The 20,948-nt window shown below is 57.4% G+C and carries 20 protein-coding genes and 1 pseudogene; 19 read left to right on the top strand and 2 right to left on the bottom strand.

Features of this window, described 5'->3' with window-relative positions; all coding sequences use genetic code 11:
- Positions 1–173 precede the first annotated feature (173 nt).
- The 17 genes from cobA (at position 174) to DHN12_RS20515 (ending at position 16,310) form a co-directional block, all read left to right on the top strand.
- Complete coding sequence (gene cobA / locus DHN12_RS20595) at positions 174–935, top strand: uroporphyrinogen-III C-methyltransferase (RefSeq protein WP_108861865.1); 762 nt, start codon at positions 174–176, stop codon at positions 933–935.
- Positions 928–1,278 carry a cytochrome c gene (locus DHN12_RS20590; protein ID WP_108861864.1) on the top strand — a complete coding sequence of 117 codons (351 nt, stop codon included), beginning with the start codon at positions 928–930 and terminating at the stop codon, positions 1,276–1,278. The genes cobA and DHN12_RS20590 overlap by 8 nt, the downstream gene beginning before the upstream one ends.
- Positions 1,275–2,420 carry a cytochrome D1 domain-containing protein gene (locus DHN12_RS20585; RefSeq protein WP_108861863.1) on the top strand — a complete coding sequence of 382 codons (1,146 nt, stop codon included), beginning with the start codon at positions 1,275–1,277 and terminating at the stop codon, positions 2,418–2,420. The genes DHN12_RS20590 and DHN12_RS20585 overlap by 4 nt, the downstream gene beginning before the upstream one ends.
- A 3-nt stretch (positions 2,421–2,423) precedes the next feature.
- On the top strand, positions 2,424–3,413 hold the full coding sequence (locus tag DHN12_RS20580) for an AsnC family transcriptional regulator (protein WP_108861862.1): 990 nt from the start codon (positions 2,424–2,426) through the stop codon (positions 3,411–3,413).
- Positions 3,410–3,859, top strand: coding sequence for an Lrp/AsnC family transcriptional regulator (locus tag DHN12_RS20575; RefSeq protein WP_108861861.1), 450 nt, complete (start codon positions 3,410–3,412; stop codon positions 3,857–3,859). The genes DHN12_RS20580 and DHN12_RS20575 overlap by 4 nt, the downstream gene beginning before the upstream one ends.
- Positions 3,856–4,338 (top strand): Lrp/AsnC family transcriptional regulator, encoded by a 483-nt coding sequence (locus tag DHN12_RS20570; protein WP_108861860.1) that lies wholly within the window; start codon positions 3,856–3,858, stop codon positions 4,336–4,338. The genes DHN12_RS20575 and DHN12_RS20570 overlap by 4 nt, the downstream gene beginning before the upstream one ends.
- A 3-nt stretch (positions 4,339–4,341) precedes the next feature.
- Positions 4,342–5,556 carry a heme d1 biosynthesis radical SAM protein NirJ gene (nirJ, locus tag DHN12_RS20565; RefSeq protein WP_108861859.1) on the top strand — a complete coding sequence of 405 codons (1,215 nt, stop codon included), beginning with the start codon at positions 4,342–4,344 and terminating at the stop codon, positions 5,554–5,556.
- Complete coding sequence (locus tag DHN12_RS20560) at positions 5,531–7,084, top strand: nitrite reductase (RefSeq protein WP_108861858.1); 1,554 nt, start codon at positions 5,531–5,533, stop codon at positions 7,082–7,084. Before nirJ ends, DHN12_RS20560 begins: the two co-directional genes overlap by 26 nt.
- Positions 7,041–7,304 (top strand): hypothetical protein, encoded by a 264-nt coding sequence (locus DHN12_RS20555; RefSeq protein WP_058274926.1) that lies wholly within the window; start codon positions 7,041–7,043, stop codon positions 7,302–7,304. The genes DHN12_RS20560 and DHN12_RS20555 overlap by 44 nt, the downstream gene beginning before the upstream one ends.
- 89 nt (positions 7,305–7,393) lie before the next feature.
- Positions 7,394–7,858 carry a hypothetical protein gene (locus DHN12_RS20550; protein WP_108861857.1) on the top strand — a complete coding sequence of 155 codons (465 nt, stop codon included), beginning with the start codon at positions 7,394–7,396 and terminating at the stop codon, positions 7,856–7,858.
- 44 nt (positions 7,859–7,902) lie between these two features.
- Positions 7,903–10,026 carry a NosR/NirI family protein gene (locus DHN12_RS20545; protein WP_234416714.1) on the top strand — a complete coding sequence of 708 codons (2,124 nt, stop codon included), beginning with the start codon at positions 7,903–7,905 and terminating at the stop codon, positions 10,024–10,026.
- 13 nt (positions 10,027–10,039) lie between these two features.
- Complete coding sequence (gene nosZ, locus DHN12_RS20540; protein WP_108861855.1) at positions 10,040–11,947, top strand: TAT-dependent nitrous-oxide reductase; 1,908 nt, start codon at positions 10,040–10,042, stop codon at positions 11,945–11,947.
- Between the two features lie 3 nt (positions 11,948–11,950).
- Entirely contained in the window at positions 11,951–13,207 is a 1,257-nt protein-coding gene (locus DHN12_RS20535) for a nitrous oxide reductase family maturation protein NosD (protein WP_108861854.1), read from the top strand.
- On the top strand, positions 13,197–14,090 hold the full coding sequence (locus DHN12_RS20530; protein ID WP_108861853.1) for an ABC transporter ATP-binding protein: 894 nt from the start codon (positions 13,197–13,199) through the stop codon (positions 14,088–14,090). Before DHN12_RS20535 ends, DHN12_RS20530 begins: the two co-directional genes overlap by 11 nt.
- Positions 14,087–14,908: an ABC transporter permease gene (locus DHN12_RS20525; RefSeq protein WP_108861852.1), complete on the top strand. Its 822-nt coding sequence runs from the start codon at positions 14,087–14,089 to the stop codon at positions 14,906–14,908. The genes DHN12_RS20530 and DHN12_RS20525 overlap by 4 nt, the downstream gene beginning before the upstream one ends.
- A complete protein-coding gene (locus DHN12_RS20520) occupies positions 14,905–15,420 on the top strand; it encodes a nitrous oxide reductase accessory protein NosL (RefSeq protein ID WP_108861851.1) in 516 nt (171 codons plus the stop codon). Before DHN12_RS20525 ends, DHN12_RS20520 begins: the two co-directional genes overlap by 4 nt.
- Complete coding sequence (locus DHN12_RS20515) at positions 15,417–16,310, top strand: FAD:protein FMN transferase (protein ID WP_108861850.1); 894 nt, start codon at positions 15,417–15,419, stop codon at positions 16,308–16,310. Before DHN12_RS20520 ends, DHN12_RS20515 begins: the two co-directional genes overlap by 4 nt.
- 140 nt (positions 16,311–16,450) lie before the next feature.
- On the opposite strand, the pseudogene DHN12_RS24895 reads toward DHN12_RS20515, so the two are convergent.
- Positions 16,451–16,591: pseudogene (locus tag DHN12_RS24895) on the bottom strand (IS6 family transposase); the annotation flags it as partial.
- Positions 16,592–16,925: 334 nt separating this feature from the next.
- On the opposite strand from DHN12_RS24895, the gene DHN12_RS20505 reads away from it, so the two are divergent.
- Both DHN12_RS20505 and DHN12_RS20500 read left to right on the top strand, forming a co-directional pair.
- The gene (locus DHN12_RS20505) at positions 16,926–17,513 is read left to right on the top strand and encodes a mechanosensitive ion channel family protein (protein ID WP_255415478.1); all 588 of its coding nucleotides are present in this window, start codon (positions 16,926–16,928) and stop codon (positions 17,511–17,513) included.
- Between the two features lie 124 nt (positions 17,514–17,637).
- Positions 17,638–18,138 (top strand): hypothetical protein, encoded by a 501-nt coding sequence (locus DHN12_RS20500; protein WP_108861849.1) that lies wholly within the window; start codon positions 17,638–17,640, stop codon positions 18,136–18,138.
- A 14-nt stretch (positions 18,139–18,152) separates the two neighbouring features.
- On the opposite strand, the gene DHN12_RS20495 is transcribed toward DHN12_RS20500, so the two are convergent.
- Complete coding sequence (locus DHN12_RS20495; protein ID WP_108861848.1) at positions 18,153–20,894, bottom strand: AsmA-like C-terminal region-containing protein; 2,742 nt, start codon at positions 20,892–20,894, stop codon at positions 18,153–18,155.
- Positions 20,895–20,948 lie beyond the last annotated feature (54 nt).

The following is a 20,948-nucleotide window of genomic DNA, read 5'->3' as shown; positions in this document are numbered from 1 at the left end:
GGCAGAAAGAAAGGAGCGCGGGCGCAAATCCCGCGCTCCTTAACTTTAGTCAAGGAAACAGCGCAGTTAATGCGCAAACCTACCAGCATGACACGCCCGGTTGGCCCAGCGACGTCCTCAATTCGCCGAATGGACCCGGGTTTCGAAGACATTCAGACCAAGCGAGTTTGCACATGAGCGGTAAGGTTTTTCTGATTGGTGCCGGTCCCGGCGACCCCGAACTCATGACCCTGCGCGCACTGCGCATGCTGCAAGAGGCCGATGTGGTTGTTTATGACCGGCTGGTTTCGGCCGACATTCTGGACCTGCATGCCCCCGGCGCGCGGCTGATCCCGGTCGGCAAAGAGCCCAAGTGCCATACGGTGCCGCAAGATCGGATCAATGACATTCTGGTAAAAGAGGCCCGCGCTGGTCACACCGTAGCGCGTTTGAAAGGTGGCGACCCGATGATCTTTGGCCGCGGCTCTGAAGAGGCCGCGTATCTGATGGCCCACGGTATCGCCATTGAATACGCGCCAGGCATCACAGCGGCACAGGGGGCATCCAGTTCCACTGGGGTGCCGCTGACCCATCGCGGCCTGGCAACATCAGTTCAATATGTCACCGGTCACAGGCAAGCCGACAAAGTGCTGGACCTGGATTGGAAACGGCTGGCCGATCCTGACGCGACGCTAGTCATCTACATGGGAGTCGCAAATATCGGTCAGATCGCCATGGGCCTGATGACGGAAAACCTGCCTGGCTCGACGCCTGTTTTGGCCGTAGGCAAAGCGACAACCCCAGACGAGCGTCGGCTTGTTTCAAGACTGGACAAATTGGCGGCGGATGTGCGCGAGGCGGATCTGAAGGCCCCGACGCTGTTTATCGTCGGGCAAGTGGTTACCCTTTATGCGGATCAACCCGTGACGAACCTGCTGGAGCAGGCCCATGGTTAGTGTTGTCCAATCGAATGGCGGGCTTCCGGCATGGGCCTCACGCGCTTTACTCACAACGGTCGTCCTCATCGCAACGTCGGCCCTTGCCGCCGATGTGCTTGATGGCAACGCGCTGAAACGGCTTGTGCATCAGGATTGCGGCTCTTGCCACGGGTTGTCTCTGAAAGGCGGTCTTGGGCCGGATCTGCGGCCCAAATCGTTGGAGCATTACGATGCAAGTGTTCTGACCTACGTCATCCTTGACGGTATCCCCGGCACTGCAATGCCCCCGTGGCGGCCCCTGATCAGCGAAGAAGAGGCCGAATGGATCGCCCATTACCTGCTGGAACAGGAGGAACAATGAAACACTTTTTCCTTGGTCTCGCGGCCATCCTGATGATGACAACGGCGCAAGCCGAACCCACCGCCACCGGCGACTTAGGCCTGGTGATCGAACGGGCCAAGGGCTCGGTCTTGCTGATTGATCAATCAGACCGTGTCGCGCTGGCGCGGATCGAAGGGCTGGGCGACCTGTCCCATGCCTCGCTGGTCTATTCCCCTGATGAACGCTTTGCCTATGTTTTTGGCCGTGATGGGGGCCTGACCAAGGTCGATATCGTCACACGCCAGATCGTGAACAGAGTCGTGCAGGCGGGCAATGCTATTGGCGGCGCGATTTCGGATGACGGCCAATTGGTAGCCGTATCGAATTATGAACCCGGCGGTGTGCGAGTCTTTGATGCCGATACGCTTGAAATGGTTGTCAACATCCCCACCGATAGCAAAACCATCGGTCTGGTCGATGCGCCGGGCCGTCGGTTTGTGTTCACGATGTGGGACACGGGCGAGACTTGGATTGCCGATTTCTCGGCGGGCAAGCCGCAAATCACCAAGATCTTCGACATGGGCAAGAACCCCTACGACGCGCTTATCACCGCCAATGGTCGGACCTACATCACCGGGCTATTCGGCGAAGACGGGCTGACAGCGCTGGACCTCTGGGCCGACAACCCCGAACCGATCCGCGTGTTACCCGGCTATGGTCGTGGTCAGGAAGAGATGCCCGTCTACAAGATGCCCCATCTGGAAGGCTGGGCACTAACCGGGCGCGAGTTTGTGCTGCCCGCCGTCGGCCATCACGAGGTGCTCTGGATCGACGCCGATACCCTGACGGAAACCGGGCGCACCCAAACCCATGGCCAGCCTGTCTTTGCCATGTCGCGACCGGACGGGCGAGAGGTCTGGGTGAACTTTGCCCACCCGCTGAACGACACGATCCAGGTGATCGACAGTGTCAGCAAAGAGATCATCCACGAGTTCAAACCCGGGCCTGCCGTGCTGCATATGGAGTTCACCCCGCGTGGGCATGAGGTCTGGATCAGCGTGCGAGATGCCAACAAAGTCATGGTTTACGACACGCACAACTTCGAAAAGCTGCGTGAGATAGAAGCGGACAGCCCATCTGGCATCTTCTTCACCGCCCGCGCGCACAAAACGGGACTGTAGGCGATGGAACATATCACCGACCCGATCGATCGCCGCCTACTGGATGAATTTCAACGCAATTTTCCGGTAACGGACCGCCCTTTCCAGGTTTTGGCTTTCACGTTGGGGCTGGACGAGATTGAAGTGTTGGATCGCCTAGCCCGAATGCGGGCGACCGGCCGGATTACGAGAGTCGGCGCGACCATTGCCCCTGGCGCGGTTTCTGCCAGCACTCTGGCCACCGTCGCTGCACCGGGTGAACGCCTGGAAGAAGTGGCCGCTATGATCGACGCCGAACCGGGTGTGAACCATAACTACCAGCGCGAGGACAAATGGAACCTCTGGTTCGTGGCAACCGGTCCAGACCGGGCGCATGTAAATGACACGCTGGCTCGGATCGCCCAGCGCACAGGGCTGCAGGTTCTCGACCTTCGGTTGGTTCGTCCGTTCAACGTGGATCTGGGGTTTCGCATGTCCGGCAAGACCCGAAACGTTCCAAGCCCGCGCAAGATAGATCGATCGGTCTTGAAAGACGGCGATCGCGCGTTGCTTCAAGCCCTTAGTTCCGGTTTGCCGCTGGTCGCTGAACCCTATGCCGTACTAGCCCAGTCAATAGGTCGCGACGCTGCGGGTGTGATGGATCGGATCGAGGTACTGCACAGAGCCGGTATCATCTCGCGCCTGGGCGTGATCGTGCGCCACCGTGCGCTCGGATGGTCAGCCAACGCAATGGTTGTCTGGGACTTGCCATCCGAACAGATCGACGCCGCCGGTCCTGCCCTTGCAGCCCACCCCGGTGTGACCTTGTGCTATGAACGGTGTCCGGTCGAAGGGGTCTGGCCTTATCGCCTTTACTCAATGATCCACGCCCGCACCCGCAGCGAAGCGCTGGAGATTCTGGCCAGTGCGCGCGCGCTGCCGGACCTGTTTGGCGCGCAGCACAAGGTTTTGTTCTCGACGCGTTGTTTCAAACAGACCGGCGCGCTGATCCAACCGAAAGAGGCCGCCGCATGAAATTGGATGGAACCGACCGCGCGATCCTGAACCTGATGCAGGACGATCTACCCTTGGTATCGCACCCTTATGCAGCCGTGGCAGAGGAGTTGGGCATTCCTGAAAGCGAAGTGCTTAACCGCCTGACCCGTATGAAAGACGGCCGAGTGATCACGCGCTTTGGTCCGTTCTTCGACGCCGCCGCCATGGGGGGCGCTTTTTGCCTGTGTGCAATGGCGGTGCCAACTGAAGAATTCGAAACCGTCCTGACCAAAGTCAATGCGCATGCTGAGGTTGCCCACAATTATGAACGTACGCACCGGCTGAACATGTGGTTCGTGCTGGCCACTGAAACTCCCGAGGGGATCGTGGGCACTGCTGATGCAATCGAACGGGAAACGGGGATCTGCGTTCTTCGTTTCCCCAAATTACAGGAATTTTTCATCGGCTTTCGGGTGGCGGCATGATCGACGCAAGAGATCGAGAGATTATCGAGGCGCTGCAAGGCGGCCTGCCCCTTGTGCCCGCGCCTTATGCGCAGATGGCCGAGATACTTGGCATGGATGAAGATGCCCTTTTGTACCGCTTGGCCGAGTTGAAGTCGCGCGGTGTGATCCGTCGCATCGCTGCCGCGCCGAACCACTACAAATTGGGCATGACATCGAACGGGATGACCGTCTGGGATGTGGATGACGACCGGATCACCAAATTAGGCGTCCGGATCGGCGCGTTGCCCTTTGTCACCCATTGCTATGAACGTCCCCGCGCCCTGCCCGATTGGCCATACAATCTGTTCGCCATGGTACACGGCGCTGATCGTGACGAGGTCGAAGCAAAGCGCGCCGAAATTGCTGCCATTCTGGGCGATGCCTGCCGGGTCAAAGATATCCTTTATTCCACGCGCATCCTGAAAAAGACCGGGCTGCGCCTGAAAGCGAAAGGCTGAGACATGTTCCGCCTGACCGAATACATGCACCAACTGGTCAATCCAACCTTGGTGCGCAAACGCCGCTCCGGCCCGGTGAAACCGGTGGTTATCTGGAACCTGACGCGGCGCTGTAATTTGAAATGCCGCCATTGCTATACCGTTTCGGCGGATGTGGCCTTCCCCGGTGAGCTCAGCCATGAGCAAGCCATGGTAACCCTTGAGGATCTGGGCCAATTTCGCGTCCCGGCCCTGATCCTCTCGGGTGGAGAACCACTGGACCGGTTCGATTTCTTTGACATCGCCAAACGGGCCCGCGATCTGGTGCCGATGCTGGCACTGTCGACCAACGGCACGCGGATCTATGACGAAACAGCCGATATGATTGCCGATGTGGGATTCAACTATGTGGGTATCTCGTTGGACGGGATTGGAGCCACGAACGATTGGTTTCGCGGTGTCGAGGGTGCCTTTGCCGACGCCCTGCGCGGTGTTCGCGAATGTAAGAAGCGCGGCATCAAAGTGGGTCTTCGGTTTTGCCTGACCGAGGGCACGCAACACCACCTGCCCGACCTGCTGCAATTGTGCGATGACGAAGGTGTCGACAAGTTCTACCTGTCCCATCTGGTCTATGCCGGTCGTGGAGACAAGAACCGGGGCGAAGATGCTGAACATCTGCGCACACGGAACGGGCTGGACCTGCTGCTGGACCGCGCGTGGGAGGCTGCCTCGAGTGGTCGTCCTCTGGATATCGTGACCGGTAATAATGACGCTGACGCGGGGCATTTCCTGAACTGGGTCCGCGCACGTTTCGATGCTGAAAAAACAGCTCATGTACGCGAGCATCTGGCGGCATGGGGTGGCAACTCCAGCGGCCAAGGCGTGGCCAATATCGACAATCTAGGCCGGGTCCATCCTGACACATATTGGTCGGACTACACGGTCGGCAATGTGAAGACCCGGTCGTTCTCGGAACTTTGGACCGGCGATGATCAAATGCTGGCCATGCTGCGAACACGTCCCCGCCCCTTGAAAGGGCGCTGCGGCGCCTGTCAGCTCAAGGATGTCTGTGGTGGCAACACCCGTATCCGGGCTTTGCAGGTGACCGGCGACCCGTGGGCGGAAGATCCGGCATGCTATCTGTCAAACCAAGAAATCGGCGTGGATGACGCGGGCGAACGCCTGCAGGTCACGCCGTTCCGGGGGAAACGCCATGATCCGGCGCATCAGTTCTTCTAAGACGCTCAAACTCGGCGCTCTCTGCTCGCTGTTGTTGATCGGAACCGCGTGGGCCGACGCTCCTTCTGATTACGTTGAATTTTGTGCGTCCTGCCACGGCGAAAACCGCTTAGGCGGCGTGGGGCCGGCGCTTATCCCTGAAACGCTGAAGCGGATGCGCGGTCCTCGCGTTGCCGCAGTTATCGCCGAAGGGCGGACCGCAACCCAAATGCCTGCCTTCTCGCATGAGCTCGACGCTTTGCAGATTGAAGAACTGGCGGGTTGGTTGAAATCACCGCTGGAAAGCGATCCCGAGTGGGGTGAGGCCGACATAATGGCCAGCCGAATTCTGGACGAGAATTACGTCGCAGTTGAAGCACCCATCTGGGACAGCGACCCGATGAACATCACTCTGGCTGTTGAGACCGGGGATCATCATGTCAGCGTGCTGGACGGTGACACTTTCGAGGTTTTGGATCGGTTCGAAACCCCCTTTGCCGTCCATGGCGGCCCAAAATTCAGCCCCGATGGCCGCTATGTCTTCATCATGTCCCGCGATGGCTGGGTGCAGAAGTACGACATTTGGGCGCTGAAACAGGTTGGCCGCGTGCGCGCGGGCCTGAACAGCCGAAACATTGCCATGTCGGGCGATGGCAAATGGGTGGCCGTGGCCAATTACCTGCCCAACAGCCTGACCCTGCTATCGACCGAGGACCTGTCGGTTGCCAAAGTCGTCGAAGTTAAGAGCAAGAAGGGCGTCCCCAGCCGTGTCTCGGCGGTCTATCAGGCCCCCCCACGCGAGAGCTTTGTTCTGGCCCTCAAGGATGTGCCCGAGATCTGGGAGGTCTTCTACGGGTCAAATCCTCCTCAATTTGGTATCGGTCATGATTTCCGCATCGAAGGACAATTCAAAAACCCTGACCCTTTCCCGGTGCGCAAGATCACCACGCCGGACTATCTGGATGATTTCTTTTTCGACCAGAGCTATGAATACGTCATGGGCGCATCCCGCGGCGGCGAGGGCGGTCAGGTGATTGATCTGGTCATCGGTCAGAAGGTCGCCGATCTGGATCTGCCGGGGATGCCGCACCTGGGCTCGGGGATCACGTGGAGGTATGGCGATACGACCGTGATGGCAACGCCGCACCTGACCGATGGCACCGTTTCCGTGATCGATATGGAGACCTGGAAAACTGTTAAGCAGATCAAAACCGAAGGGCCGGGGTTTTTCATGCGCAGCCATGAGAATTCTCCTTACGTCTGGGCCGATGTGTTCTTTGGACCCAACAAGGACGCTATGCATGTGATCGACAAGCAGAGTCTTGAAATCGTTAAGACTCTGCGCCCGGCCCCCGGTCAAACCGTGGCTCATGTGGAATTCACCAAAGATGGCAGCCACGCACTCGTGTCCATCTGGGAAGATGATGGCGCGGTTATTGTCTATGACGCGCAAACATTGGAAGAGGTCCGCCGCCTGCCGATGCGCAAACCTTCAGGGAAATACAATGTCTGGAACAAAATCACCTTCTCGGAAGGCACCAGCCACTGAGGGCAATTGGCCGGTCTGGAAACTGGCCATCCTTTTGTATCCGGCCACGGCTTTGACCGTGGCCATCAACCTGTTTCTAGCGGGGCTGATCGCCAACAGCGCCGGGTTTGGCGTGATTACGCCTGTAGCCGCGATCCTGTGGTCAATTCCCCTGGGCGTACCCGCCGCGTGGTTGGCAGGGCGTTGGTTGCGCGGGCTGATGGATGAAGCGGACGAATAACGCGAAATTTCCTGCAGCCTAACCGAAGTCAAGTATCACCAAGCGAGAATCCCCTACGACTTAGGAACGATTTCCGAGTTGGATTCTCCATGCCCGCCCTTAGCCCTCTGCACAGCCTCCCTGTTCGCGCGTTACGTGCGACGTGTGCGTTGGCGGGTATCCTTATGCTGTTGTTGCAAACGATCGGTCCGGCGCTGGCGAGTCCCGGCCAAAGCATGTGGGTGGAAATCTGCTCGGAGGCAGGGGCGGTCTGGGTCCAGATAGACCTTGAGGAGGAAGACCTGGACCCAACCGCGCCCTGCCCCAAATGCGCCGATTGCGCCCTGTGTGCGGTCACCTCGGCGGCCCCGGTGCCGAACTTGCCTGTCCTGGCACGGGACAACGTTATTCACACCGAACACCTTTCGCCCCGCCATCTGGTTGAGGTTTGCAGCTTGAAACGATTGTGGCCTGAAACCCGTGGCCCCCCGACTGCGCCCAAGAAATACATCGAACGCGCCCAGCGCGCGTCCATAGCGTCAATCCAAGTATCCGGAGGTGCGCTGTGGCCGTAAGTCGCGCAATCCAATTCCTGCTGGCCCTTACCCTGTCCTGCCTGATGGCGATCAGTGCCCATGCTGACAGCCTCGCCAGCTTCCTGCCTGACATCACCCCTTCTGAGTTGGTCCCCGAAGCCGATGCCTTTGGTCCCGTGCGCGATGACATGCCCGTTGCCCCGGTTCTTAAGGGTGGCGCGACTGTCGCCTGGGCCTTTTTGACCTCAGACTTCGTCGGCACCACCGGTTACTCGGGCAAACCTATCCACGTAGTGGCCGCCATCGACGACGACGCAGTTCTGACCGGTGTGAAACTGGTCAAGCACTCGGAACCCATTGTTCTGATCGGCATTCCCAATTCGCGCATGGTCGAACTGACCGAGGGCTATGCCGGGCTCGACCTGAAAGTCGAGGTTGAAACTGGTGGTGAGGGGCATGACCTCGACATCATCTCGGGCGCGACGGTCACGATCATGGTGATTGATGACAGCCTGGTTCGTGGCGGCATCAAGGTAGCCCGCGCGCTGGGTCTGGGTGGTCTGTCGCCGTTACAAGCCGATGGTCCCAAGCGCGAAATCGATATGGCTAAGAACTCAGTCTATGACTGGACCACTCTATCCGGCGATGGCTCGGTCCGACGCCTGACTTTGGATGTCGGTCAGGTCAATGCCGCCTTTGCAGCCACAGGCGATCAGCGTGCCATCAAACGCCCGGAACCGGGCGAGCCGGATGACACGTTCATCGACATGCACGTGGCGCTGGTCTCGGTCCCTTCGATCGGCAAGTCCCTTTTGGGCGAGGCTGAATATCAGAACCTGACCGAGCGGCTGGACGAAGGCGAACAGGCCATTCTGGTGCTGGGGCGTGGGGCTTATAGCTTCAAGGGTTCAGGTTATGTGCGCGGAGGTATTTTCGACCGCATTCAGCTGATCCAGGGCGACAATTCCGTTCGGTTCTTTGACAAGCAACAAGAGCGTCTGGGCAAGGTCGCAGCCCCCGATGCGCCCAGTTTCACCGAACTGGATATCTTCAAAATCCCGGCCGAGGCCGAGTTCGACCCGGCCGAACCGTTTCGCCTGCAACTGCTGGTACAGCGTGCCGTGGGTGCGGTTGAGAAAACCTTCCTGACCTTCGATCTGGGCTACAAGCTGCCTGAACAGTACCTGTTGCCGGTCGCCGCCCCTGCCGTCGTCGATGACGCCACCAGCGAAGCCGCCGCCAAGGCCGCCCTCTGGAAGCGTATCTGGAAAGACCGCACGGTCGAAATCGTCGGTTTGGGCGTCATGCTGCTGGTGTTGACCGCGACCTTCTTCTTCCAGTTCCACGCCACGATGAATGCACGGACCTTCTATTGGTTCCGCATCGGATATCTGACGCTAACCCTGTTCTTCATCGGCTGGTACGCCAATGCACAGCTGAGCGTGGTGAACCTGATGGCACTGGCAGGCAGCCTGCGCACGGGCTTTTCATGGGACGCTTTCCTGCTGGACCCGCTGGTGTTCATCCAATGGTTCGCCGTCGCCGCAGCGCTGCTGTTCTGGGGTCGTGGGGCCTATTGCGGCTGGCTGTGCCCGTTTGGTGCCCTGCAAGAACTGACCAACAAGATCGCCCGCGCGCTGAAAGTGCCGCAATGGACGCTGCCCTGGGGTCTGAACGAACGCCTCTGGCCTGCAAAATACATGATCTTTCTGGGTCTCTTCGGCCTCAGCTTCGTGTCGATTCCGCTGGCCGAGAAATATGCCGAGGTCGAACCGTTCAAGACCGCGATCATTCTGAAATTCATGCGCGACTGGCCCTTTGTGGTCTTTGCGCTGGCCCTGCTGGGGATCGGGCTGTTCATTGAACGGTTCTACTGCCGCTACCTCTGCCCGCTTGGCGGAGCGCTGGCCATCCCCGCCCGAATTCGCATGTTCGACTGGCTGCGCCGCTACAAGGACTGCGGCACCCCCTGTCAGACCTGCGCCAACGAATGCCCCGTTCAGGCGATCCACCCAACCGGTGAGATCAATCCGAACGAGTGCGTCACCTGCCTGCATTGTCAGGTGCTCTACCAGTCCGAGGACAAATGTCCCGTCGTTATCCGCCAGCTCAAGCGGCGGGCCAAGACAGGGTCGGTCGATCTCAAGACCCCACTCGGACAACCACCGGCGAACCATCCGAACGCCAAACCGAAAACCGTTTCCTAAAGGAGGAACGATCATGTCGGAACATGACAACAAACTGAACATCACACGTCGCGGGATGCTGGGCGCAACCGCAACCGGCGCCGTGCTGGCCGGGACCGGTCTGGGTTCGACCCTGATGACCGCAAAACAGGCCAGCGCCGCCGCCAATGCCAATCTGCAGCCCGGCGAACTGGACGAATATTACGGCTTCTGGTCCTCGGGTCAGACCGGTGAACTGCGTATCCTGGGCTTCCCTTCCATGCGCGAGCTGATGCGGGTGCCGGTCTTCAACCGCTGCTCGGCCACCGGCTGGGGCCAGACCAATGAATCGCTGAAGATCATGACCGACGGCCTGCTGCCGGAGACCAAAGAGTTTCTCGCCAAGCGCGGCCTGAAAACTTATGACAACGGCGACCTTCACCACCCGCACATGTCGTTCACCGATGGTACCTATGATGGCCGCTATCTGTTCATGAACGACAAGGCCAACACCCGCGTCGCCCGCGTGCGCTGCGATGTGATGAAATGCGACAAGATCACCGAGATTCCGAATGCCAAGGCGATCCACGGTCTACGTCCGCAGAAGTTCCCGCGCACCGGTTATGTCTTTGCCAATGGTGAGGATGAAACGCCGCTGGTCAACGATGGCACAGTGCTGGACGATCCGTCGCAATACGTGAACATCTTCACCGCGCTGGACGGCGACACCATGGAAGTGGCGTGGCAGGTGATCGTGTCCGGGAACCTCGACAACACGGACTGCGACTATCAGGGCAAATACGCCTATTCGACCTCGTACAACTCGGAAATGGGTATGAACCTGGCCGAGATGACCGAAAACGAGCTGGATCATGTCGTTGTCTTCAACCTCGCAGAAATCGAAGCAGGGATTGAGGCCGGTGACTATCAGGAACTGAAAGGCGTCAAGGTTCTGGATGGACGCAAGGGTCAGAACAAGAAGTACACCCGTTACATCCCGATCCCGAACTCGCCGCACGGTATCAACACTGCGCCTGACGGCAAGCATGTCTGCATCAACGGTAAGCTGTCGCCCACCGTTTCGATCATGGACATCACCAAACTAGACGCCCTGTTCGAAAGCGATGCCGACCCACGCTCCTGCATCGTGGGTGAACCGCAGCTGGGTCTTGGCCCGCTTCACACCGCCTATGACGGTCAGGGCAATGCGTTCACCACGCTGTTCCTCGACAGTCAGATCGTGAAGTGGAACATCGAAGACGCCATCAAGGCCTATGCCGGTGAGGACGTGGACCCGATCATCTCGAAGGTTGATGTGCACTATCAGCCGGGCCACAACTCGACCACCATGGGTGAAACCAAGGAGGCCGACGGCAAATGGCTGATTTCGATGAACAAGTTCTCGAAAGACCGGTTCCTGAACACGGGCCCGCTGAAGCCCGAAAATGAACAGCTGATCGACATCTCATCCAACGAGATGAAAGTGGTTCACGACGGTCCGACCTTTGCTGAGCCGCATGACTCGATCATGGTTCGCGCCGACATCGTCAACCCGGTCAACGTTTGGGATCGCGCCGATGTCACATGGGAAGACGCCCGCAAACAGGCCGAAGCCGATGGCATCGATCTGGAAGAAGGTGCCGAAGAACCCATCCGGGACGGCAAAAAGGTGCGGGTCTATATGACCTCGCAGGCCCCGACCTTCAGCCTTGAAAAGTTCACCGTCAAACAGGGCGACGAGGTGACGGTTTACATCACCAACCTGGATGACGTGGACGATGTGACCCACGGCTTCTGCCTGGGCAACTACGGCATCGCGATGGAAGTGGCTCCGATGGCAACCGCATCGGTCACCTTCACCGCCGACCGTCCAGGCGTGCACTGGTTTTATTGCCAGTGGTTCTGCCACGCGCTGCACATGGAAATGCGTGGTCGCATGTTGGTCGAACCGGCGGGAGCATAACCCATGCGTTGGCTCCTGCTCATACCGCTCCTGCTCGGCTCGCCCCTTTGGGCAGCGGACTGGGATGTGCCCAACCGGGCGGGGGCCATCAATGAAACACTGGCGCAGGCGGCGGATAGAGACACCCTTCGCCTGAGCCCCGGTGTCTACACCGAAACACTTGTGCTGGATCGGCCCGTCACCATCGACGGGCTGGGACAGGCCACCATCGACGGGCAAGGTGAAGGCAGTGTCATCACCGTGACCGGGCCCAGTGTAACCGTGCGCGGTCTGACAGTGATCGGTTCGGGCTCAAGCCATGATGGGATCGACAGCGGCATCCAACTGACCAAAACGGCCACAGCGCCCGTGGTCGAGGATAATGTGCTGCTGGGCAATCTTTATGGCGTCGACATTCATGGTGCCAAGGACAGCATCGTTCGTGGTAACCGCATTGAAGGTCGCCAAGACCAGCGAATGAACGACCGTGGAAACGGCGTCTACGTCTGGAACGCGCCCGGTTCCGTGGTGGATAGCAATGACATCCGCTATGGCCGCGACGGGATCTTTGTGAACTCGTCGAAAAAGAACACCTTCACCGGTAACCTGTTCCGCGACCTGCGTTTTGCGGTGCATTACATGTATGCCGACGACTCAGTTGTCAGTAACAATGTCTCGATCGGCAACGATCTGGGTTATGCGGTGATGTTCACAACCAATGTGAAAGTCGCAGACAACGTCTCAATCGGTGACCGTGAACATGGCGTGATGCTGAACTACGCCAACAAGAGTCAGATCACCGGCAATGTCGTGATCGGTGCCAAGGAAAAATGCACCTTCCTTTATAACTCCAACAAGAACGAATTCACCGACAACTGGTTCGAGGGATGCGGTATCGGCATCCACTTTACTGCCGGGTCCGAACGCAACCGCATCGTTGGCAACGCGTTCATCGGGAACCGGACGCAGGTGAAATACGTCTCGACCAAATGGGTCGAGTGGTCCGAAGAAGAACGCGGCAATTACTGGTCCGATTTTGCCGCCTATGACGTGGACGGCGACGGCATCGCCGACGCCCCTTATCGCCCCAATGACAGTATGGACCATGTGCTGTGGACCCAACCCGCGGCCAAACTTTTGCTCGGCTCCCCCGCCGTGCAACTGGTGCGCTGGTCCCAATCGGCCTTCCCGGCGCTGTTGCCGGGCGGTGTGATGGACAGCAACCCACTGATGCAAGCCCCTGAACCCCCAGCAATGAAAAAGGTGCCTCATGACGGATAAGGCCCTAAGTATTACCCAAGTCAGCAAGGACCGAGGTAAAGCCCGTGTTCTCGACGATATCACCCTGTCTCTTGCCCCTGGTCAGCGCGTGGCGCTGCTGGGCCATAACGGTGCGGGCAAGTCGACCCTGATCAAATCTATCCTCGGTCTGACATCGATCCATGTCGGAACCATCCGGATCGGAGATGCCACTCCCGGCAGTGCGCAGGCGCGGCGGGATACTGCCTATTTGCCTGAGGCGGTGTCGTTTCATCCTGCGCTGACGGGCCGCGAACAGTTGACCTTGTTTGCGCAGCTCTCCGGGTCCAAGGCCGATGTTCGCGGCCTGCTGGACCGCGTGGGCCTTGGCAACGCTCTGGACCGCCGGATCGGAACCTACTCCAAAGGCATGCGCCAACGCCTGGGTCTGGCGCAGGTTCTGCTGGGTCAGCCGAAAGTGGCGTTGTTGGATGAGCCAACAAGTGGTTTGGACCCGATCTCGCGGCAAGACCTTTATGCCATCATCGATGAATTGGCCGGGCAAGGCACAGCGGTCCTGATTGCCTCCCACGCTCTCACCGAGGTCGAAGCCCGCACCGACCGCATCGCCATCATGCGCGAAGGCCGAATGGTCGCGGATGACACGCTCAACAATCTGTCGGCCCTGGCTGGTCTGCCGATCCGCCTCAAAGTGCTTGCCAGCGCGAACCCCGAAGCACTTGCCGCCGAACTGGGCGGCAACCGGATCAACGGTGCATCTGTTGAACTGCTCTGCTCGCCGGATGACAAGATGGAGGCCTTGCGCCGCATCGCCGGACTGGGCGACGCCGTGGCGGATGTGGAAATGACCCCGCCCAAACTTGAAGACCTCTACCGCCATTACGCACAGGAGGAGATGCAATGACCCGCTTCCTCGCCATCACCCGCACCGAAATGTTGATCCTGCGCCGCAACCGCTGGCTGTTGATGGCCACGCTGATCATGGTGCTGTTCGCCTTGGCCCTGACCTTTGCAGGCAGCGCGCCGACCGGCACGCTGGGCGTCGATATGCTGACCGTCTCGGTCGCCTCGATGACCACGCTTTCGGTCTATCTTGCGCCGCTGCTGGCGCTGATGATCGCTTTCGACGCCATCGCAGGCGACGTGGACCGGGGCAGCCTGTCGTTGTTGCTATCCTACCCCGCCGGGCGCGGAGAAATCATGCTGGGCAAATTCACCGCCCATCTGGCGGCATTGGCTTTTGCCATGACCGTCGGTTTTGGAACCGCAGGTGCAGTGGCCGCATGGTTTGGTGGCGCTGGTCCAGAAAGCCTGCTGGCTCTGGTCCGTCTCATCCTCACATCCATCCTGCTAGGCGCCGTCTTTCTGGCGCAGGGATACCTGCTGTCTGCTCTGGCAAGGGGCGCTACTGCGGCGGCAGGTCTGTCGGCCGGGCTCTGGCTGGTCTTTGTCGTCCTCTATGATCTTGGCTTGTTGGGAGCCGTGGTCATGGACAAGGGCGGCACCTTCACCCAATCCGTCTTTCCATGGGTGATGGTGGCCAACCCGGCCGACGCATTTCGTTTGTGGAACATCGCCGCGACCGAGGGCGTCGCGATGGCGTCAGGCATGACCGGGGCCGCGCAGGCGCTGCCGGTCTGGGCCGCGCCCGCCTCGCTGCTGATCTGGCCGGTACTGGGCTTTGCCCTTGCCCGTGCAGCCTTCCGGAGGGTTGAACCATGAAACGTCTTGCGCTGATTGCGCTGATTGCCTTGACGGCTTGCAAGGAGGAGGTCGCCGTTGCCCCCGGCCCGGTTGATCTGACTCCCGATGCGCTGAGCTTCTTCTGTCAAATGAGCATTGCCGAGCATGGCGGACCCAAAGGGCAAATCCACCTGGAAGGATACCCCACGCCGCTGTTTTTTGCGCAGGTGCGGGACATGGTAGCCTATCTCAAAAGCCCCGAACGGGACGCTGATATCACCGCCGTCTATGTCAGCGATATGAGCGTTGCAACCAACTGGCGTCAGCCGGGCATCTCGAATTGGATCGACGCCGACGGCGCGACATTTGTTGTCGGCTCCAACGTGGCAGGGGGCATGGGTGCGCGTGAGGTGGTGCCGTTTTCCAACTCAGACGATGCCGCATCATTCATCGATCAGTATGGCGGTGCCGCCCTGCCCTTGTCCGAGATCCCTGATTCCGAGGTGCTAGGCCCGGTCGATCTGGGCTTACTACTGGAGACACCCGCATGACCTTTCTGTCCCGCCGCCGGTTTCTGACCATCTCGGCTGCAAGCGCGACCTGCCCTGCAATCGCTAGCCCTGCTACAGCGGCACGGTGGCGCGGTTCCGCGTTGGGCGCACCGGCAAGCATGCATTTGGTCGGTCTGACAGATGTCCAAGCCCGACCGATTTTTGCCGCCATCGAAGTAGAAGTCACACGGCTTGAGGATATCTTCAGCCTGTACCGCCCGGATTCCCAACTCTCACGCCTGAACCGCGACGGGTATCTGTCGCATCCGGCACCCGAGATGTTGGACCTGTTCAGCCTGTGCACGGTTTTGCACGAGAATTCCGGGGGCGCATTCGACCCAACAATCCAACCTTTATGGACTGCTTTGGTAAGTGGTACCGACACCGTTACCGCCCGGAAAACCATCGGATGGAACAAGGTCTCGGCTAACAGTGATGCCGTGCGCCTGCCCTATCCCGGCCATTCGGCGCTGACTCTGAATGGAGTAGCGCAAGGGGCAATCACAGATCGCATCGCTGCCCTGCTCAGATCAAAGGGGCTACAAGACGTTTTGGTCGATATGGGGGAAGTCGTGGCCCTGGGACAACGTCACGATGGGAGCGATTGGCAAGTCGGTTTGGCAGGCGTCGAAAGTCAGATCACAAAGCGTATCTCTCTGTGCGACCGAGCTGTTGCGACCTCTGATTCCGGTAACCTGATGCTGACTGACGCTCACGGTCACATCCTCAGCCCCACCGGGCAAACACCAGCGCGCCGGGTTTTGTCGGTATCTGCAAATTCTGCAGCGCTTGCCGATGGACTTTCAACGGCCCTGTGCGCACTGTCTGACAAAGATCTGCCAAACGTTCTGAACCGTTTCCAAGATGCGCGACTAGAGATGAAAGTCTAACCCGGACCGCACGCGTCGGACAAAAAACGTCGCGCATTATCGGCAACAAATGAGTTCGCGATTACGACCGATTCAGAGTGTAATGGCGGTGCTGTCAGACGGATTCGAACTCGTCTCTGTTAGGCCAGTAACGCTGTCCTTTATCCCGCGCCCAGTTCGCGCCACTCGGCAAGAGCGGCGCTTCGGTTCAGCTTAAAGTTTTCTCGTGAGTAGAGGTGGCGTTCCTGATTGAAATGGTTGTGAACGGAGGAATGGACGGCGGCGAATTTCTGCAAGCTTCTCGCCAAAGCTTTTGGTTGGATATCTTATGTCCCACTCCTCAGTGGATACTGATGAGCCAACAAATCTCTCTTATCAAATCGCCCTATTTGGACCCATAAGCGCTGACGACGGACAGGAATAGTATTTTAGCGAAGTCGACATTGGACCATTCGCTGTTTTCGCTAAAGACTCCTGCTCACGGACAAGCCAATCATAAGTGGCTCTGTGCTTGCTTTGCGATGTCTCTTCAACAATCGTGCTTTCGCCACGTTGAGCTTTACCTCACACGGCTGCCCATAAATTCCGGGCTCAGGTTCCCGGGCGTTTCAAGGCCTGACAATTCTTGCCGGTATCATGGTCTCGTTGGGATCTAACACAGTTGTATCGAACATGATGGCAGGTCTGTTTGTCATCTATCGGCGCAGCACGAATGTTGGTGATCGAATAATGGTCGGAGACAAGATTGGGGACGTAACCGAAATCAAGCTCATGGAAACACTTATCAAGTCCATCAAAAACGAAATGATCAGTATTCCAAACGCTCAGTTGTTGAACTCAGAGGTCGTGAATTATTCGCGAAAAGTCGATGGTCGAGGCCTTCTCGTTCACACGACGGTCGGGATCGGGTACGAGGAGCCGCCAAAAAAAATCACGGCAATGTTGATAGAGGCGGCTCATCGCACACAGAGTTTGAAGAAAAACCCGGAGCCATTTGTACTTTGGACACAGTTGGCTGACTATTCCATCAATTACGAGATTAACGCATACACGTCTCGAGGGTCGAGTTTGCCTAAGATTCTGTCTGATCTACACCAAAATATCGTGGAAGTGTTCAACGAGAACGGTACGCAAATTATGACACCGTCCTACATGGCTGACCCGCCAAGCCCTAAGATTCCCACTGAGGAATGGGATGGAAAGCTTGCTCATATAGCGAAGTAAAAGAATACCAAGTCCACTCTGGGTCCATTTAACCCGGCCCCTGCAGGTTGTCGGATTAGTTTGATTGATCCAGAGCAATGGGTAGGATTAATGCAATAATTTTCAGAACGTTTTGGGGTTCCAGATGATCAATTGGACATTTACCGCAATAGTAACGCTTCTCGCGAGTGGCGCTCTTGCCGCAGGTATGGAGCGGTGGGGTGGAACCGGCGACTGGACAATTCTAATCGACCCCGAGAAGGGAAATGGCTGTCTCGCTTGGAAGCCCTTCGAAGGCGACATGACAGTTGAGATTGGCGTCGCGCCCAATCAGGCTGGCGGTTTCTTCGCCGCTTACAATCCGGCCTGGGTTCAGATTGAGGACGGATCAACCGGTATCGTGAACTTCGATTTTGGTGACGCAAAGTTTGAAGGCGAAGCCGTAGGTGTTTTTAAAAATGGCGTCCCCGGGGGGTATGCCTTTTTCGACAACCCTGCGTTTGTAACCGAATTCGGGAAACGCCAAAGCGTCACGATAATTGGTGAAAGTGGGGCTGAAGTAGAACTTGATCTGAGTGGGTCCTCAAAAGCCATCGAGGCCGTTTTGGCATGTCAGGCAGAACAGCCTGAACCACTCAAGAACTAGGTCGTGACCGACTATTAAAGCTGATTCATGTCTGGCACGCACGGTTGCCTGTCTGCTGGCATCGCATCAGCACCTTCCGGAGCCTTGTTTCTGGATCCACCCACATCCAACTTGAACTTCGGTGACGAAAGTTGGCCAGTCACATCAAACGGCCACGCGCTACGGGATAACGGTTTGCCAACTCGACGGGGTTCTGCCCTGATCGCAATGAAATCTTTGACCCAATCCACTTGGCCCTTGGCCACCAATTGAACAGAACCCGTTTCAACCACGATGGAGTCTGAGCTTACCCGGCCGGCTTCGATGCTAATTGGTGCCACAACGCATGTTATGTCCGTGTAACCTTGACGGAGTTCCTCTGAAAACAGCCATGGGAAAATACCAAGCCCTGCCAACTCCAGAAGGCTGGTGCTGACATAGCCTTGTGACATCGATAAAGAAGCAGTGCCGCGCATGGAATTCACAAACGCTTTGCCAGACGCGGTATTGCCTGAAACGTTGAACTCACCACTCAATAGCCCATATGCATCTATCCCGATACCCAGTTCATCGAGAATCTCTCCGAATTCCCATCCTGAGGTTGACCCCGACAAGGAGAGCCAATCAGGTGAGTCAATCAGATCCATCACTGCCCGTAGGCTGAAGTTTCTACCGCCATAAGCCATCTGGAGCGGGCCAAAATCTACGGTCCCTTCTTTTGCAGACAATTGGCTGGAAACAGAAGTTACGCCTTGTTGGCCAACAATCTCCTTAAAGTCGATCTGTACCTCGACGTCAGCCTCTCTCAGTACGCGCTGCACATCCAGAAGATCGGCTGGCTTTCCTTTCTCCTTTGGTAAAACCAGGGGCTGTACGTTGGTTTCCTTCGGTAGAACCAAGGGCTGTACGTCGGTTTCAGGATCTTTTGAAGCGTCGCCTACCAAGCTTTTAAGCTGGTCCAGCGTAGCGGTCAGGTTTTTTAGATCGTTTAAATCGAGCCTTTTACTCGCAACGTTTCCGCGAATTACAGAAGCGCCCTCGGGAAATTTTGCATCCAAAGCGGCCAGAAGGTGTGACGAACCGGCTTCAAACTCGATTGAGGCAGTGAAGTCCTCGCCCTGCTTCGACGTCACTGCATCGACGGCAAGTGCGCCAATCTCGACAGGTTGCAATTTAAGCGCAGTCAGAAAACTAGCTCCGTCGCTGACATCCAGTTCCACGTCAAAATCAAGGCCTGACAGCCCTTTCAATTCGCTGACCGATAGCGCGAGGTCAAGCGCCCAAATATCTGTGCCATAGGTGGTTGCATTAAACCTGTTGAGCGAAACAGGCCCTCCTTCATTGGACAAGCTGAAGTCGGCATTTATGCCACCTAGCTGATCGACAAAATCTTCATCCATATTTGGCAAAATCAATTTGGCCGGCCCGTTGAGTGTGCCTTCGAAAGTCACGTCCTGAAGCTGAAGCAGGTCGAGAATTTCGCCGTCGGCCTTTAGAATTGGGTCCGCAATGGGTCCAGCCTGTAAGGCGATGCCCAGCATCGCAAGCCGACCATCGGGCATGCGGCGAATGCGTTCGATAGAGGCTGGCCCGATCACGTCCAGGCCTTGATCAAATGCGTTAGTTTGGAACAGAAGTTTCTCGAACTCGAAAGACGCAAGTGATCCTACCATGTGCATTTCAAAGGCTGTGAACTTCAGCTCCTGGAAACTCTTTGCTGCGTTCGGCGGCTGCCCCTCAGGATAAAGCCGCGCGTCGAATAGCAGATCAACGCCCCGAGCTGTGTAGAGGTCTTCTATCGATCCATCTGCTGTAAGTTGCTGTCCGTCCTCAAGGTTTACGGTGGTCGTAAAGGTTTCGATTTTCAGAGCATCCTGAGAAACAAGCTCTGCTTGCAACTGGCCATTCCCTTCCAGAACTCGCTCCAGCCCAATGACTTCAAGAAAGTCACCGAACTCACCAGTGTCCATCTGCAAGATGGCACGATAGCCGCCTCCCTCGCTTTCCGAAAATGGTTCGCCGTCGTAGCTCACCGTCATTTCGCCAAAATTGGCGCGCGTCGTAAACGGTGCGCTATGAGGATAGTCACCCTCGATTTCGAAACTTTGATTGTTGACGGAACCTGTCCCCGAGACCTTTGTTCTTTGCCCTTTATCTACCTGTTCCAGAGCGAGAGACTGGAGGTCAAACACGAACGAAAAGCCAGAAGTTTGATCATCAATGTTCAACCCAATGGATGTGAAAGCTACATTCTTGTCGCTAAGGAATGAGAGGATCCCGCTACCTTCTGGGTCGCCCTCATTGGACCCGCCTGTCTCAGCTATAGCCTCTTGATTGTCCTCTTCCGTGGCGTTTTCGGGTTCAGGTTTTGGCGTCGGTCGGCCTTTTCGCCAACTTGTAGTGCCGTCAGCAGCTGTAAGGAAATTCGCCTGGAGACCGTCAACGACGAGGTTGTCAAAGTGCAGACGACGATTGGCCAAAGCGGCAACATCCAATTCCAGTTCCAGAAGGTTCAATTCTGCAAGAGATGTTTCCGGCATTGATTGGCTCGGGATAACCAAACCACCGACGTAAATGTGGGTGATGCGTCCAAGCGCGACACTTACATCGTCGTTGACTACAATCGGTTGTCCGATTTGTTCAGAAAGGACTTTTTCGACCAGGTCACGTCGCATCTCCGAGAAAAGCGGCGCAGCAAGTAGCAACCAAACAAGTGCGATTGTTGCAAACACAAGTAGTACGACAATCCCAATTGTTCTAAACAGCCAAGTCCTCATGCATCCCCCTGTCGTCGCCTACGCCGTTTTGTCTATCTGCAATTCGGCGTTCGC

The organism is Ruegeria sp. Alg231-54 (assembly GCF_900143525.1).
In the GTDB taxonomy this organism is placed as follows: Bacteria; Pseudomonadota; Alphaproteobacteria; order Rhodobacterales; family Rhodobacteraceae; genus Ruegeria.
Note: the sequence above shows the minus strand (reverse complement) of the source record. Positions and strands in the feature narration are given on the sequence as shown.

What these genes read in the sequence shown, in the direction of transcription:
- DHN12_RS20535 (WP_108861854.1), top strand. Translation starts at nt 11,951, where the DNA reads ATGCGTTGGCTCCTGCTCATACCGCTCCTGCTCGGCTCGCCCCTTTGG.
- DHN12_RS20550 (WP_108861857.1), top strand. Translation starts at nt 7,394, where the DNA reads ATGCCCGCCCTTAGCCCTCTGCACAGCCTCCCTGTTCGCGCGTTACGT.
- DHN12_RS20515 (WP_108861850.1), top strand. Translation starts at nt 15,417, where the DNA reads ATGACCTTTCTGTCCCGCCGCCGGTTTCTGACCATCTCGGCTGCAAGC.
- DHN12_RS20495 (WP_108861848.1), bottom strand. Translation starts at nt 20,894, where the DNA reads ATGAGGACTTGGCTGTTTAGAACAATTGGGATTGTCGTACTACTTGTG.
- DHN12_RS20530 (WP_108861853.1), top strand. Translation starts at nt 13,197, where the DNA reads ATGACGGATAAGGCCCTAAGTATTACCCAAGTCAGCAAGGACCGAGGT.
- nosZ (WP_108861855.1), top strand. Translation starts at nt 10,040, where the DNA reads ATGTCGGAACATGACAACAAACTGAACATCACACGTCGCGGGATGCTG.
- DHN12_RS20525 (WP_108861852.1), top strand. Translation starts at nt 14,087, where the DNA reads ATGACCCGCTTCCTCGCCATCACCCGCACCGAAATGTTGATCCTGCGC.
- DHN12_RS20520 (WP_108861851.1), top strand. Translation starts at nt 14,905, where the DNA reads ATGAAACGTCTTGCGCTGATTGCGCTGATTGCCTTGACGGCTTGCAAG.
- DHN12_RS20570 (WP_108861860.1), top strand. Translation starts at nt 3,856, where the DNA reads ATGATCGACGCAAGAGATCGAGAGATTATCGAGGCGCTGCAAGGCGGC.
- DHN12_RS20585 (WP_108861863.1), top strand. Translation starts at nt 1,275, where the DNA reads ATGAAACACTTTTTCCTTGGTCTCGCGGCCATCCTGATGATGACAACG.
- DHN12_RS20580 (WP_108861862.1), top strand. Translation starts at nt 2,424, where the DNA reads ATGGAACATATCACCGACCCGATCGATCGCCGCCTACTGGATGAATTT.
- nirJ (WP_108861859.1), top strand. Translation starts at nt 4,342, where the DNA reads ATGTTCCGCCTGACCGAATACATGCACCAACTGGTCAATCCAACCTTG.
- DHN12_RS20575 (WP_108861861.1), top strand. Translation starts at nt 3,410, where the DNA reads ATGAAATTGGATGGAACCGACCGCGCGATCCTGAACCTGATGCAGGAC.
- DHN12_RS20505 (WP_255415478.1), top strand. Translation starts at nt 16,926, where the DNA reads ATGGTCTCGTTGGGATCTAACACAGTTGTATCGAACATGATGGCAGGT.
- DHN12_RS20560 (WP_108861858.1), top strand. Translation starts at nt 5,531, where the DNA reads ATGATCCGGCGCATCAGTTCTTCTAAGACGCTCAAACTCGGCGCTCTC.
- DHN12_RS20590 (WP_108861864.1), top strand. Translation starts at nt 928, where the DNA reads ATGGTTAGTGTTGTCCAATCGAATGGCGGGCTTCCGGCATGGGCCTCA.
- cobA (WP_108861865.1), top strand. Translation starts at nt 174, where the DNA reads ATGAGCGGTAAGGTTTTTCTGATTGGTGCCGGTCCCGGCGACCCCGAA.
- DHN12_RS20500 (WP_108861849.1), top strand. Translation starts at nt 17,638, where the DNA reads ATGATCAATTGGACATTTACCGCAATAGTAACGCTTCTCGCGAGTGGC.
- DHN12_RS20555 (WP_058274926.1), top strand. Translation starts at nt 7,041, where the DNA reads ATGTCTGGAACAAAATCACCTTCTCGGAAGGCACCAGCCACTGAGGGC.
- DHN12_RS20545 (WP_234416714.1), top strand. Translation starts at nt 7,903, where the DNA reads ATGGCGATCAGTGCCCATGCTGACAGCCTCGCCAGCTTCCTGCCTGAC.